Origin of the sequence: Sphingobacterium sp. UBA6645 (assembly GCF_002455685.1) — a bacterium.
In the GTDB taxonomy this organism is placed as follows: domain Bacteria; phylum Bacteroidota; class Bacteroidia; order Sphingobacteriales; family Sphingobacteriaceae; genus Sphingobacterium; species Sphingobacterium hotanense.
This window is the reverse complement of sequence record NZ_DKLH01000087.1, coordinates 13,456-28,276: the sequence shown is the minus strand read 5'-3', so window position 1 is coordinate 28,276 and position 14,821 is coordinate 13,456. Positions and strand designations below refer to the sequence as shown.

At 40.2% G+C, this 14,821-nt stretch carries 11 protein-coding genes; 5 read left to right on the top strand and 6 right to left on the bottom strand.

The annotated features are described in order from the left end of the window. Positions 1–4: 4 nt before the first annotated feature. Positions 5–568, bottom strand: a complete 564-nt coding sequence (locus B2400_RS15935) for a DUF4230 domain-containing protein (RefSeq protein WP_293934858.1) — start codon at positions 566–568, stop codon at positions 5–7. Between the two features lie 214 nt (positions 569–782). On the opposite strand from B2400_RS15935, the gene B2400_RS15930 reads away from it, so the two are divergent. Both B2400_RS15930 and B2400_RS15925 read left to right on the top strand, forming a co-directional pair. Then, the gene (locus B2400_RS15930; protein WP_293934855.1) at positions 783–2,330 is read left to right on the top strand and encodes a TPM domain-containing protein; all 1,548 of its coding nucleotides are present in this window, start codon (positions 783–785) and stop codon (positions 2,328–2,330) included. Between the two features lie 13 nt (positions 2,331–2,343). Next, positions 2,344–3,150, top strand: coding sequence for a hypothetical protein (locus tag B2400_RS15925; protein ID WP_293934853.1), 807 nt, complete (start codon positions 2,344–2,346; stop codon positions 3,148–3,150). An 80-nt stretch (positions 3,151–3,230) separates the two neighbouring features. Here B2400_RS15925 and B2400_RS15920 read toward each other — a convergent pair whose 3' ends face one another. The 3 genes from B2400_RS15920 to B2400_RS15910 all read right to left on the bottom strand — a co-directional run bounded on the left by B2400_RS15920 (position 3,231) and on the right by B2400_RS15910 (position 8,532). Next, on the bottom strand, positions 3,231–5,081 hold the full coding sequence (locus tag B2400_RS15920) for a glycoside hydrolase family 2 protein (RefSeq protein ID WP_293934850.1): 1,851 nt from the start codon (positions 5,079–5,081) through the stop codon (positions 3,231–3,233). A gap of 258 nt (positions 5,082–5,339) precedes the next feature. Beyond that, the gene (locus B2400_RS15915; protein ID WP_293934847.1) at positions 5,340–6,590 is read right to left on the bottom strand and encodes a glycoside hydrolase family 88 protein; all 1,251 of its coding nucleotides are present in this window, start codon (positions 6,588–6,590) and stop codon (positions 5,340–5,342) included. 82 nt (positions 6,591–6,672) lie between these two features. Then, complete coding sequence (locus tag B2400_RS15910; RefSeq protein WP_293934845.1) at positions 6,673–8,532, bottom strand: heparinase II/III domain-containing protein; 1,860 nt, start codon at positions 8,530–8,532, stop codon at positions 6,673–6,675. A gap of 265 nt (positions 8,533–8,797) precedes the next feature. On the opposite strand from B2400_RS15910, the gene B2400_RS15905 reads away from it, so the two are divergent. Further along, on the top strand, positions 8,798–9,364 hold the full coding sequence (locus B2400_RS15905) for a hypothetical protein (RefSeq protein WP_293934842.1): 567 nt from the start codon (positions 8,798–8,800) through the stop codon (positions 9,362–9,364). 3 nt (positions 9,365–9,367) lie between these two features. Here the strand turns inward: B2400_RS15905 and B2400_RS15900 are convergent, their stop codons facing one another. Continuing rightward, positions 9,368–10,093: a metallophosphoesterase family protein gene (locus B2400_RS15900; RefSeq protein WP_293934839.1), complete on the bottom strand. Its 726-nt coding sequence runs from the start codon at positions 10,091–10,093 to the stop codon at positions 9,368–9,370. Between the two features lie 279 nt (positions 10,094–10,372). Between B2400_RS15900 and B2400_RS15895 the strand changes: the two genes are divergently transcribed. Next, positions 10,373–11,701, top strand: coding sequence for a MutS-related protein (locus B2400_RS15895; RefSeq protein ID WP_293934836.1), 1,329 nt, complete (start codon positions 10,373–10,375; stop codon positions 11,699–11,701). 296 nt (positions 11,702–11,997) lie between these two features. Then, positions 11,998–13,572, top strand: a complete 1,575-nt coding sequence (locus tag B2400_RS15890) for an ADP-ribosylglycohydrolase family protein (protein ID WP_293934833.1) — start codon at positions 11,998–12,000, stop codon at positions 13,570–13,572. Positions 13,573–13,836: 264 nt separating this feature from the next. Here the strand turns inward: B2400_RS15890 and B2400_RS15885 are convergent, their stop codons facing one another. Then, positions 13,837–14,751, bottom strand: a complete 915-nt coding sequence (locus tag B2400_RS15885; RefSeq protein WP_293934830.1) for an NADP-dependent oxidoreductase — start codon at positions 14,749–14,751, stop codon at positions 13,837–13,839. Positions 14,752–14,821 lie beyond the last annotated feature (70 nt).

Here is a 14,821-nt window from a genome sequence, read left to right as displayed (position 1 = left end):
TATGTTATTCAAAGCCGATGCTATACTTCTTATATCCTAATCCTTCCATAAGGGGTTTGAATATATCGACTGCATTTTTCTTGGTTTGCTCAAGAATATCCGACTTTTTCACTTGTTTCGTAATTTCATTTTCTGCCGCTTTGAATGCTTCGTCTACCATATTTGCTTCCCTGAAAAATGCCATCTTCGTATCATAAACCTTCGACTCTTTATGATCAATCTTTACGTAACATATTTCTGTATTGGGTAGCTTTATATGGACAGAGTCCTCCAATACTTCAACGTCTTCCGACTTCAGTTTACTTAAATCCACGCAACCAACAGCGTCAGCCTTGATTATAAGCAACACACTAGCGTCTGGAAGAAATTGTGAGATCACCTTATGTTCTACGACATCCGATAGTCGATATTTCACCAATTCCAACTTGCCCATAGATTCTATGCGCTCTAGTAATACTTGATGATTGCTTACCGTATTTGTTTTAGGTTTGCTGATTTGCCAAATGAACCATCCTAATCCAACCACAACCAACAATAAGATAATTACCTTTAATAGTTTTGTCATCATACTTCCTTTAAGTCAAATAATAGACCACAATCTATTATTTGTGTTATTAGACTGTAAAGACGAGGTTAAGATTGTGTTGGTAACTAAGTATTTACAGTTATCTAGCATAACATGACATAATAGCAGTAACTTTTAATCCTTAAAAATATCGCCATAACTTAAATGAAAAGTATCATTAATAATGAGTAGTTTTAATATAGATATTTAATCATATATGCTATCTATTAGAAACAAGAATCTCGTATTATTCGTCTTTCTCTTAATACAGTTTTGCTGGCCTATATTTGCACCGGCTCAACTTGTTTCGGCACCTGAGGTATTTGAAGAGCCACGGCAAATCGCTCCTGAACGTTTTACCGTAGAAAGTCTACCAAGTCCGAAGAAACAGGGACAAGATTTCTACGTGACGAATCCGAACGCTGTTCTGTCTTCAGAAACGGTTTTCAAACTTGATCGCATGTCCAAGCTTATTGATTCGCTGACCGGCGCTGAGTTTGCTATTGCTGTTGTTAATGATTACGAAGGAGATAGTGACTTTCAATTTGCGCTAGACCTATTCAACAAATGGGGGATTGGAAAGAAGGACGCGGACAATGGGCTACTGTTGTTTCTGGCGATTGATCGTCGAGAGTATCGTTTCATAGCCGGTTATGGTATGGAGTCAGTGATGCCAGACGCTTATTTAAAGCGAATTGGGGAAAAGTATCTGGTACCTAAATTTCAAGTCGGCGACTACGATCAAGGGGTGCTGGATGCAGCTACTATCATCAGCGAGGTTCTTATGTCGCCTGATATCAGAGAAGAGCTGGAAGCCCGTTTACCGGAAGCAACGCCGTTTTGGAGCTTTCGAAATGTATATTTTAAGAATTCACTATTAGTGTTGGGAATGTTCGCTTTCTTCTATTTAGTGGTTCACTTTGTTTCATCCAGACTCATAAAGAAACCGAACAAAAAATATCCTTATGTCCCCATATTTGCAGGATTGGGATGTATGGGAATTTTAATGTTTCTTACGGTTTTTTTATTTGCTTTCGTCTTCAATAACCTAGAGTTCATATATCAAAAAAAGCACTTACCTTATTTTGTATTCGTACTGGGGGGAATCATTCTGGCAATGAAAATAACCTATACCCGCACGAGCATTAGTAAGAGCTATACTGATACGGAGGAAAGGGCAAAAGCTATCAATAAGTTTCTGACATTCACATTTATTCCTATGATCTTATCGCCGCTAGCTTGGTTTGATTTAGTCGGTATCATATCAAGAAAAGCAAAAGATAGAAAGCGATTTGTTCCACCAGATAATTCTGGAGATTGGCAGCGTGTCAATCGGGATCTGTCGGAGAAGGAAATCAAGACTTATCTTAGTAAAGGAAATTTGAAGGAAGAAAGTATCAAATCTCGAAGCTATGAAATTTGGGAAAATCTTCGAACGAAGAAGATTACGCTTATACCTTGGGATATTAAATCTAGTTTTAAGGAATGTCCGCACTGCCATTTTTTTACCCTGCGAAAAGGGAAGCGGCATACGATTATTGCCGCAACCTATAGCAAGACTGGAAAAGGTGAAAAAGTTGATGATTGTGAGAATTGCAGTTATCGCGTAGTCATCGATACTTATACCATTCCCAAGAAGGTGAGAAGTAGCAGCAGTTCCTCGGGCGGTAGTTCATCGAGTGGCTCTTCCGGGGGAGGTAGTTCCTCAAGTGGAAGTTTTGGTGGCGGCTCATCGGGTGGTGGTGGAGCTGGCGGTAGATGGTAAAAAGATAACATCGATGAAAAATTATAAAATAAATATCCCCATAGCCGTGTTGTTAGTCCTGCTATTCATAGCGTACAAGAATAAAAAACAGGATAAACAGCCAATTGAGGTACAACAGGTTGTGTCGGTTGTAGACTCTGTTTCTGTAGGAGAAATTGTTTATGAGAATGACACATTATCCTTGTCTATAATCGATTCCATTGACTTTTTCAAAGCTAAGGCGCTATCGAAAGTGCCGAGTGAGCAAGACACGATTCCTTATATTAGCGATTTTTCCATCGCAAAGGAAATGCTTAAAGGCGAGGTAACTTTTGGCGGCTGGAATGACAGTTTTAAAGTAGACTCGAATATTGTAGGCGAATCGATCGCTTTTATTCGCTTCAATAATGGCGATACGATCAACCCGAACTTTTTAAAATATACTTGGGATGCTGGTTTCGTCCGTTATTATCCGTCGGAACGTATTCTCCTGATGGAAGGAGGTCATACGTCCGATTTCTCTATCGATTTAGAAAAACGTTTGGCCGATGTGGAATTAGTTGGAAATCCTGCCTATATCGTTGGATCGCCGTCTGGGCAATATCGCCTTAATGGGTGGTTTCCAGGCCAGGAATGTTCAGAATATTTTATTCAGAAAAAGGAAGGTAAGCGATATGTGCTACTTGCTAAACTACCATTAAGCATTTCTGATTATGGATTCGATCTTTGCACCTTAATCGATGTGTTTTGGAAAACGGATAAGGAGCTTTATTTCCGTAATCATTTTTTTGGAGACGTTGAAGATGAACGAATGCATTTCTTCAAAGTGCTCATTAAATAGTTGTCTTAAAAAAGAAAGACAGTAATGAGGCTGTTTACTAAAATGCCTCATTACTAAAGATTTGTTATGCTATAGATAATCTAGTTGATCAAGTTCTTGTCGTAGAGCTTCTCATTAATTTCCCTAAGTTCTGCTGTAGGAATCTTGATGACTTTTCGATCATAGGTCATGAGACCATTGGTTTCAATCTCTACATCTGTAGTTTGTGTGTAAACAGCTGCAGAAAGTCCTAGCTGTAATAGTTTGGTTAGATCCGTAATCAATTCCGAATAGCGTTTCTTTAGTTCTGCAACGCTCTTAAAGGATTGATATCCCCAGTTATCTTTTGCTTGCCAGGTATGTCCTTCAATGGGCAAACCTAATCCACCGAACTCACCGTTTGCCAAAATAAAGTCTTTACCGAATCTAGCAGGATCTGGCATAGCGGGCTCAGGATAGTTGTGGAGATCTAATATATCGCCAGGAGCAAGGTAGTTTCCTCCGCTTGCTCCATTAACAAGGCGAGAAGGATCTTTTTGCTTGGTCCATTCTACGATTTCTTTCGTTTTAAATTGTCCCCAAGCCTCATTGAACGGCACCCACACTACGATACTTGGAAAGTTATGCAACTGTGTCATGATGCTATTCCACTCTTTCTTGAATATAGCCTCTGACTCTGGCGTTCGGTCTTTATCTTGCTTTCCCGCGCGGAATTTACCGGGGTGCATGTCCCAGTTGTTGCCCCCTAGGTCTCCACTTGGCATATCTTGCCAAACTAAAACTCCGATACTATCGCAGTGTCTGTACCAACGAGCAGGCTCAACTTTAATATGCTTACGGATCATGTTGAAGCCCATTTCCTTGGTTTTTTCTATGTCGAATTTAAGCGCCTCGTCCGTTGGTGCTGTATGTAATCCATCGGGCCACCAACCTTGATCTAGGGGACCGTAATGGAAGAGAAACTCATCATTGAGGTACATTCGCTCAATCCCTTTCCGATCAGTTTTTTTCGAAATCTTACGCATCGCAAAGTAACTCTTAGCCTGGTCAACGACCTTGCCTTTCCGCATCAGCTTCACTTCTAAGTCGTAAAGTTTTGGGTTGCTTGGGCTCCATAAGCTGATATTTTCTAGCTTTAGCTGTTGAGTCTCAGTAGGCGCATTTGATGATTCCGCGATTTTCTTTCCATTATCGTAGGCGATGATGTGTAGAAGATCGCCCGCTTGGGCAGCCTCAATATCTGCAGAGAATGTTAAGCTGGATTGATCTACTTGAGGAGTTTGATGGGTACTTTTGATATATGATTTGGGTACTGATTCTAACCAAACTGTTTGCCATATACCGGAAACAGGGGTGTACCAAATAGAATGTGGTTTGTTTATTTGTTTTCCTCTTGGTTGAGGACCGTCGCTTGTAGGATCCCAAACGCGAACTGCTATTTGTTGTTTGCTTCCCTTTTTTAGAGCTTTGCTGATATCGACACTGAAGGAATTAAATCCACCTTCATGCTTCGCAACAGACTGCCCGTTGACAAAAACTTCGCATTGCCAGTCCACTGCGCCGAAATGAAGAATCGTTTTCTCATTTTTTAGTTTTTTGGAAAGAACGATATCAGCTGTATACCAAAGAGCTTGATCTTTATTCAGGCTCTTCCCAACGCCAGATAGCGCAGACTCGATAGCGTAAGGAACGAGTATATTTCCATCCCAATTCGTTGGTAATTGCGATACAGAAATATCGGTAACTGCGTATTTCCAAAGACCATTCAGATTCTGCCAGTTGTTGGATCTTACCAATTGAGGTCTGGGATATTCCGGATGAGGTTGTTTAGGGTCGACTTTAGTCGCCCATTCCGTCAGAATCTTATCGCCCGAGGGTTTCCATTCTTGGGCATGCCCGTAGGATAGAGTCATTGCCATTAGACAGGAGAGTATAACTGATCTTCTAATCATAAGTGATTTGTTTAGGTATATGCTTGATTAAAACTATCACGTTTCCATTGAAGCACAAACAAGATTGAAAGTTCTTGATCGTCTTTGAAAACAGACACTTTCAGAAAAATAGGTTTCTTAATGCAATATAACTAAAATAACCAGATTAGTTCAAACAGCTATCCTGTGCTGTAGGCCAAACTATTCAACCTCTAATCGCTTCTGCGACCAGACCAATAAAGATATGTGTACAGTAAGAAAACAAGTATTCTGAATAAATTAGTTCTTTAGTTCTTTTAAGCGCGTCAATCCCTCTAGGAAATAATAATCAGCGTACGTTAGTGGTACATCGACTTCCGAGTTATGGGGCTGGCTTCCAACGCTGTGTTTCAACAGAAATCCGCCATTCGTACCGTAATCTGCGAAATAAGCAGGAGAAGCTAAGGTTTCAAGTGTTTCCTTTGCGAAACTTAAAAATAGCGCTTTATCCTTTGCTTTAGAAAATGTCGAAAGTTCAATCAATGCTGATGCAACGATGGCAGCAGCGGATGCATCTCGCGGGATATAATCTAATTGACGTTTTGGAAAGTCAACGTCGGAACGATAGCCATCCTGATGTGCATTAAAGTCCCAATAAGGAATCTTATCAGACGGTATATTAGGATGGTTAATATAGAATTTAGCGGCTTGCTGCGCAGTTTTCAGATATTCGGCTTTTTTAGTCTCTCGGTACATCATGGTAAATCCATATATTGCCCATGCTTGTCCGCGCGACCAAGTCGACTCGTCGGCATAGCCTTGATTCGTTTGATGATGAATTGCTTTTCCGTTCTTATCATAGTCAACAACATGGTACGTAGAGTAGTCTTTCCGGAAGTGGTTCTTCATGGTCTTATCGGCATGAGATATCGCGACCTTCCTATATTTCGGATCGCCTGTTAAGTCAGAGGCATAGCAGAGCATCTCCAGATTCATCATATTGTCGATTATGACAGGGTATTCCCAAACCGTTTTTTCATCCCAAGCTTTCTTTTTATTCCATGATTTTATCAAACCTACTTTCGGATCGAAGCGACGCAGTGCGGTATTTGACGAATGAATGATAATGTCTTGATATTCTTTAATCTTTGTAGGGTCATTTGAATATTTTATTCCGTTTCCATAGGAACAATACATAACGAAGCCAATATCATGATGCTGGTCTAGATCTTTAGCTTTTTCCAAATCCTCAGTCCATTTGATCGCTTCTGCTTTGGTTTGTTCATTTCCTGATTGGTGGTATAAGAACCATAATGAGCCCGGAAAGAATCCTCCTGTCCAATCCCATTCATCAGTTCCTTTCAGTTTGCCCTCTTTATCTATGGTGCGTGGGAATCGTTTCAAGACCTCAGCTTCCTTACAAAGAGATTCATATTGCTTCTCCGCCGACTTAAAAGCTTTATCAATAAAATTCGTTTGGCTTGGAATCATATTGATAAAAAGAACAGCACTTGCTGCGGCTACAATAGGGATAGTTTTTAATTTGTTCAAGCTTATTTTCATAGGTCAGATGTTAGTGGGTTATTTCGTCAACAGAAGATACACTAAGGTGTTTCGGCGGGCCTTCTGCTTCTTATTTTATACTGAAACGGTAGACTCCTTTCTTTGTTGTCGTCTTTGCTTTCAAGCTTAGGCGATAAATCTGATTGCCCCAAACTTTGCTTAATCGAATATCATCCTGCTCAATTGCTTCTACCGATGCGTCGAATAAAGACTTATCATAAGATAGGGCATGGGCACCGTCGTTAAGTTCCACAATTCCGGTTTTTAACCTTGGCTCTTTTGCCAACAGAAAATGAATAACATGCTCCGTTAGTGGACTTTCAATATCAAACTGATCGGTAATTAGCAAGCCTTTATTCTCGACTCTATATTTGCGTATCCAAGAGTTGATCTTAGCTTCTTTCGGATAGGCTCCAGCAATCTCAAGCTCAAATTCCCGCTTTTTGGCGTCAAACCTGTTGTTTTGTGATTTATATTGTGCGCCAAAGCGTTGTTGATATCCATTAATTCGAGGAAGATTGTGGTAATCGCTTTGCATCGTCCAGATATCGTAACGTTCCTTCGAAAATGTTTTTTTATTATAGGTGCCGACACCCGCGTCGATAAATACCGGTTGTTCACCCAAGAACAGCAGGAAACTGCCGACGTCATTGTGGTTATGACTTTCTTTGTTGAATCCGCCTTTGGCGGCAAAGAATAGGTTTTGATCTCGTATATAGAGAAATTCTGTTTCCGGATACCATTTATAAGCGTTTGTTGGAGTGGAGGAAGATTCCAGAGCAATGTGTTGAAAGGTCGCTAAATCCTCTAAACTTCGAAAGGCATCTCTGCCAAATCTAAATTTCGTTGGCTCCTTATCGTGAAGGTATTTGGCAAATCGTTGCATTTCTTTGCTGTTAACCGAACGGCCATAACGGTAGATCAATAGCGGATCGGCAGTACTTTTTGCAGAGGCATCGGCGAAATTAACAACCCATGAATCACCGCTGATATAGGACTGGGCGATATATTCGCCCATGTCTTTGATCATTTGTTGATCAAAGAAGTTGACTTTATCCCCTGTAGCCAATGAAAGGATCATAAGATAATCGTAGAATTTTCCTGCAGCATGTCCCCAGTAGGACGGGCCTTCCTCACAAGCGCCATCATGCTTGATATAGTTGATGAATTTATCAACCGATTGCATCGTTTTGTAAATCCCTGCGACTTTCTGCTGTTCATTGTCTTCGATTAAAAGCAAGCAAGTCAGTACGTTGAAATTGCACCAAGGATTCCAGTTGTTAACCACTTGTGCTGGCGTTATGTCGAAGGCCTGCCACCACATGTCATTTCGTGTCAAATAAGGTTGTATTACACGCGCTTTAATGTTCGTTTTTAGACGGGAAGCAATCTCCGGATTTACCTTATCCATTTCTGCCTTAAAGAAGTAATGAATCCATGAGAGCATAGAACCCATATCACCTGCAACAAGGTCAACCACATGAGTGTCCGACTGCGGCAAGCTTCGCTTGGAAGATTGATACCCCGGGACGTGTGCGGATAATGACCAGGTGCTTATTTCTGTGAAGTACCAAACCCCATTTATGATTTGATCGAGAAATCGTCCCTTGCCCTCAGCAAGCTCGGCAAGAAATAACTTGCTCAAAGCCTTTGCATTTTCATTCATAGGCTTTTCCATAATTACTCGAGAGCCGTTACGTTCAAACGCAAGGTAATCTGTCGCTTTGACGACTTGCCATTGGTACTTTAAACAAGCTTCACCTTCTTCAATCAAAGTATTATAGACAGAAAGGGTTAAAGCTTTCCAGCCGTGACGATCCTGGTAATCCGGATAGGGAGCCCATTTTTTTGAGCTTGATAAACTTTTCCGTATATCTTCTTCTGAAAAGCTTTTCGTCAATAAATTTAGCTCGACTTTTGGGTTCAACATTCCTTTTGAAGGAATAGCTATCAACAGAATAAAAATAAAAAGAAGGAAGCGGCTCATTTCAATTGGTTAAAAAAGGTTATGCAATTCGCTATTCTAAAATACTATTACATATAGATATAACGAGATAAAAGTAACGAAATCGATTTCATACGCTTCGTGACTGTGAATTGTTAATTGAGAAAACTTTTTTTCTGAAAACTTTCTTTTTTGTTGGTTATACTTGCTAATTTTCTATAGAATTTTAACTCCACTACACTATACTATTATGCTTCTAAAAACTATTAATTCTACAACTGCTTTTATTATTGCATTGTCATCGGTTTCTTTTGGACAGGAAAAACTCACAATAGATCAATTGCATGCAAAAATCGAAAACTTAAATTCACAGATTAATGGCCTGCAAGCTGCAGTTCACAAGCTCGAAGATCGCATTCCTTATTACGAAGGCGTATTACAATTACAGCAATCTGAACCGAAAATCAAATCGAAAACATACGAAGTCATCCTCAATAAATTACAGTTTGATTCCGATGCTAACAATATTTTCATAAATGGCATTATTAAGCAACATACCGCTACGACAGGATACAGACCGATACAGGCGCATGATATTCATATAATTACTCCTGAAGGAAGAATTATTAAAACTGATTTTGCAATGAATGGAACGACGCATTTATTTGTTGACAAGCCAGAAATTGATATTCCCTATGCTTTTACAATGACTTTCCCATTGGAAGTTAAAATCCCTAAGCTTGCCATGCTGAAATTTGAAATAGGTTCTGGGGCAGGAAATGAAGCGTTTGTTTTCAAGGGTCTGACTGTAGAATAATTACTATTTAGCGTCCCAAAAGTCCGCATAGAAATCGGGGATGTCACTATTTTTTATAGCATTCCTTACGGACGATTTATTAAAATCTAACTGTATGATCTCTGGGACTATGCGGTCTTTGCAAATTTCAATAATCAAATAGGAAGCGTCTCTATTCGCTTCTTTTGATCGACCCACCGATCCACAATTGATAGCCCATTTGGTGTCGATTGCTTTGATGAAGGAGTAATGTGTATGCCCCATGACTAATGCATCGGCTTGCTCTCGCTCCAACAGAAATGCAAAGGTTTCATCGGGCTCATCTTCATAGAGGTGTTGATTATTGCTGTCGGGATGAGCATGAACCAGCAATATCTGCCAATGCTTGTTTCCAATTCTATAATCCAATCGAATTTGAAAAGGGAGTTCACCTAGAAAGATTTTATTATCGCCAGTAACGATAGCTTTGCTGTGATTGATAGCGATTTCTCTCACTCTTGCTTCCTCGGGAGAATGATGCGCCAAAGAGACTATAGCACTATCTTCTGCGATCCATTGGTCATGATTTCCCTGTATGCAAGGGATATTTAATGTCTTAATTAAGTGAATGCATTCATTTGGCCAGGGTGCAAAGTCTGTCAGGTCGCCCAAGCAATAGACTTGCTGGATTTCTCTAGCCTGAATATCGTCTAGCACATTAATCAATGCTGGTAGATTTCCATGTATATCCGAAATGATCGCTATTCTCATCTTGACCAAAATGTTATCTGAATTTCGGTAAATATGCTTTAAAATCAGTAATTACTGCTATCGATTATAGGTAATGATACGCGCTTTTTACTGAATTTCAGCACTTTATCACTTATTCGCTGTTCGCGCAAATCAATATTTTGTAATTATTATTTATCGATTTAATTATGGAGAATGTCGTGTTTTTGCATCTCATAATTATAAGTTAACTAAAACCGTTTTTAAGGGTTTTAAAAAAAGATTTAAGTAAAAACAATAAATTGTATATTAGGAATACTTATGGCAGGAACCTTTCTAATCGACGAACAAACCTTAAAAGATATTCAACTGCGTGATTATAGTGGAAGAACAATCTATGATTTTTTTGATCAAGCCATTACTGAGGGTGGGCAGGATTACTTTCGGGATGTCTTTTACACGCCCTTGTTCAATATTGAAGGTATCAAGGATCGACAGAAGAAAATTCGTCGCCTAGAACCTGTTGCAAATGTAGATTTTCCGTTTTATCGTGTCATCGTTAAGGATTTGGAGAAGTATATCCATGCTTCCCACTCGGGCGCGAGTCATGGCATAAGTTTTCTTGACTTCCTCGGTGTTCGCTCCCCAATATACTATTATCGAAAGCGCTCTATATTAGAAGCCTCAGAGTTTCTAATCTCGTCGATGAAGTTTTATCAGGAAGTCAACAAACATCAGGTTTATGAGGACATGACGGAAATGATCAATTTGACGAACGACTGCCTCAACCAAATATATAAAGGGAAAAAGCATGTAACCGACAAACTTAAAGTCAATATATTTAATATTGAATCGCTCGACCGATTAATTCGTTATGAGTTAGCTCCAAAGTTGAAGAAGTTGATACGTTTCTTTTTTGAAGTGGACGCCTACCTGGCTGTAGCCAAAATATCAAAAAGCTTAGGATTCTGTTATCCAGAAGTTTACCCTAAGAATGAAACCGGCGAGATCAAGATGGAAGGTGTTTATCATATTTTTCATAAAGCGCCCGTAAAAAATGATATTTCATTGAAACAGGAGAAGAAGATTTGGTTCCTGACAGGGGCAAATATGGCGGGTAAATCCTCGATTATCAAATCTATTGCCTCCGCACTTTACCTTACGCATATCGGCTTTCCTGTGCCTGCAGATACTATACAAACCGATCTTATCGACGGGGTATTTACGAGTATCAATTTGCAAGATAATCTAGAGTTGGGGTATAGCCATTTCTATGTGGAAGCGATCCGTTTAAAGGAAATCGTCGATCAATTGCCAGTGGATTCGAATGCGCTCATTATCCTTGACGAACTTTTTAAAGGGACAAATCATAGCGATGCGTCAAATGCTATTCTTGATGTCATGAAAAGCCTTGCGGAAGTCGATGGCCCCTATGTAATTGTGTCATCGCATATTACCGAGCTCTCCAAACAGCTTCAGGAGGTGCCTTCCATTGATTTTATGCGGATGAAGATAGAAGGTGATGAAAATGGATTGCCAGTATTTACGTATAAGATTGCCCCTGGTATTGCTGAAGAGAAGCTAGGGATGTGGCTCTTAAAGCAAAGTGGCGTATTTACTTCTATTGATCGGCTAAAGGGGGATAAGTAGGGTGGGCGACCATTTATTCCTATCATTAGGCTCAAAACGTATCAATACATAATTTTCTAGAATTGAAAATTATATCACCCTTGACATTTGCTAATGGGAATGTTGTAAAGTTTGATTATTTCAGGATTTATCGTATTGATATATAGTTGTATATAAGCAAATACAAATTGTAGATGCCAATTTGTAATTATCAATTTTGTACAAAATATGTCTTTTTCTGATTAGGGTTTCATTTACTTTTATGGTATTAGCCTTGCGTATAGCCATAATGCTAACGCTGTAAAACCAAAAAATCTATGAAGAAAAACTCTTTTATTCCAAAAATCGCTCTTGCTTTATGTGCAGTTTGTTTCACGGCCGCCAGCTATTCGCAAAACAGTCTTCCGAAGCAAGCGAAAATGAAGCCCGAAGTATTAAAGGATAAACTTAAAGGCGGATGGGCTGGTCAAGTGATAGGTGTAACCTTTGGTGGCCCAACTGAATTTAAATATAAGGGCACTTATATTCCGGATAATAAGGTGATTCCTTGGTATGATGGTTATATCAAGAAAACCATGATCGAGTGGCCAGGGCTGTACGATGATGTCTATATGGATCTCACCTTCGTGGATGTAATCGAGAAGAAAGGAATTGACGCACCGGCGGCAGATTTTGCTAACGCTTTCGCCAATGCGGAATATGTTCTTTGGCATGCAAATCAAGCGGCCCGCTATAATATATTGAATGGTGTGATGCCGCCTGAGTCGGGACATTGGCTTAACAACCCACATGCTGATGACATCGATTACCAAATCGAAGCTGACTTTGCAGGGTTAATGAACCCCGGCATGCCGAATTCGGCTTCTGATATATCGGATAAAGTTGGCCATATTATGAATTACGGCGATGGATGGTATGGCGGTGTTTATGTCGGAGCATTGTACACTATCGCTTATATCTCTGATGATGTCAATTTCGTAGTCAAGGAAGCCTTGAAGACCGTGCCAGCGCAGAGTGATTTTTATAAATGTATAGCAGACGTGATCAAATGGCATGCTCAATATCCGAATGATTGGAAGCAAACCTGGTTCGAGCTGCAGAAGAAATGGTCAGAAGCGCATGGATGTCCGGACGGAGCATTTGGCCCATTTAATATCGATGCAAAGATCAATGCAGCCTATATCGTACTTGGATTATTGTATGGGGAGGGTGACTTCACCAAGACGCTAGAGATATCGACGCGAGCAGGGCAGGACTCCGATTGTAATCCTTCGAATGCTGGAGGTGTTTTGGGGACTATATTAGGCTATGATAAAATTCCGACTTATTGGAAAATGGGACTTAAAGAAGCCGAAGATATCAACTTCAAGTACACCGATATTTCTTTAAATAAGGTTTACGAGATTGGTTATAAACATGCTATTCAGATGATTAAGAGGAATGGTGGTAAAGTAGGGGCTAATGAGATTGTGATCAATGTACAGCAACCAAAGGCTGTTCGCTATGAAAAAGCGTTCGAGGGAACCTATCCGATTGAGCGTATGAATTTGGGCAGCAGAAAACTGACGTCAGAACATGCTTTCGATTTCACCGGAACGGGCATCGTGATCAAGGGAAATGCTGCTAAAGATGCAAACATCACGGAAGAGTACACGCTTGAATTGACGGTTTACATCGATGGCAAAGAAGTGGAACGCACGAAAATGCCAACGGATTACCAAACGAGAAAGCACGAAATCTTCTGGAAGTATCAGCTACCAAAAGGAAAACATAATGTAAAAGTCGTCGTAACGAACCCTAAAAAAGGGTATCACATTCGAATGACCGATGCGATTATCTACTCTGACGCACCAATCGATGGGATTCATTTCCATGAGGGCAAAGCTCATTAGATAACATCGTCGAGAATTATGCCGAAGACGAATAAGGGAATTCAAATAATCAACCTTTAGTTATAGGGCTTTCATAGGCTATTTAGAGCCCAATGAAAGCCCTTTCCAGTTGGGTCTGCTTTGGGTTTGTATTGGGTTTGAAAGGGTTTTTAAAAGGGGAGTAGGTTGAAGTAGGGTAGTACATCCTTTGTTGAACAACTATACAAGAAAAGCCAAGTCTACTGACCTGGCTTTTTCATTCGCGTTATTTATAGGGGTTTGTTATTAGAACGTTAGCACAATTTTACCTCTAGTGTGACCTTCTAATATCTTGCTATAGGCTTCTGCTGCATTTTCAAATGGGAATGTACTGTCGATTTCCCAGGTAAATTTTCCAGCTTCGATGCCATTGACTACATGTTGTAAATTTTGTGGATTTCTTTTCACCCAGAAAGGTACTACACGTTTTGAAGAAGTCGGTTTTCCTGCAATTGTACCGATAACTCCGTCTTCTTTTACGACCTCAAGAGACACCTGTGTGGCTTGTTCATTTCCGACCATGTCGATGGATGCATCGAATGCGTTCGGGAAGACTTCTTTGATTCGTCCTGTTAATCCGTCTCCGTATTCTACTGCGGTAGCGCCTAGGGAATTCACGTATTCCAGGTTTCTTTTTGATGACGTTCCTACAACGGTTATACCTCTTTCTTTCGCTAATTGAACGATGATAGAACCGACACCGCCAGACGCGCCATGTACTAATAATGACTTGATAGGTCCAATTTCATCAAGCACTGTTGTTGCTGTTTGTGCAACACCAGCAATAGAGCCTGCTACTTCCCACGCGATATTTTCGGGACGACGAATAAGGTTTCCAACAGGAACATCGATTACCGTAGCATGGGTAAAACCATTTCCAGAGCCCAGAACAGCATCACCTACTTTAAAATCACTATGGTCGTCTGCGATCTCAATGATTTCTCCGGTGAATTCTGTACCGAATGTTTGCGGTAATCCAGCGTGCTTAAACTCGCCGGTCATGCGTCTTGCATCGATGGGATTGATCCCTGCTGCCTTGACACGGATTCTTGCAAAGCCCTGTGGTAGGGTATCGAATGTGATTTCCTGAAAATCTAGGACATCTGATGGTCCATATGATTTTGCGATAAGTACTTTAGATGTATGGGTGTTGTTTTCCATTTTATTTTCGTTTCGATATACAAAGGTAACTATCAGATTTTTTGATGTAGCATGGCTTACTTGAGGGTTA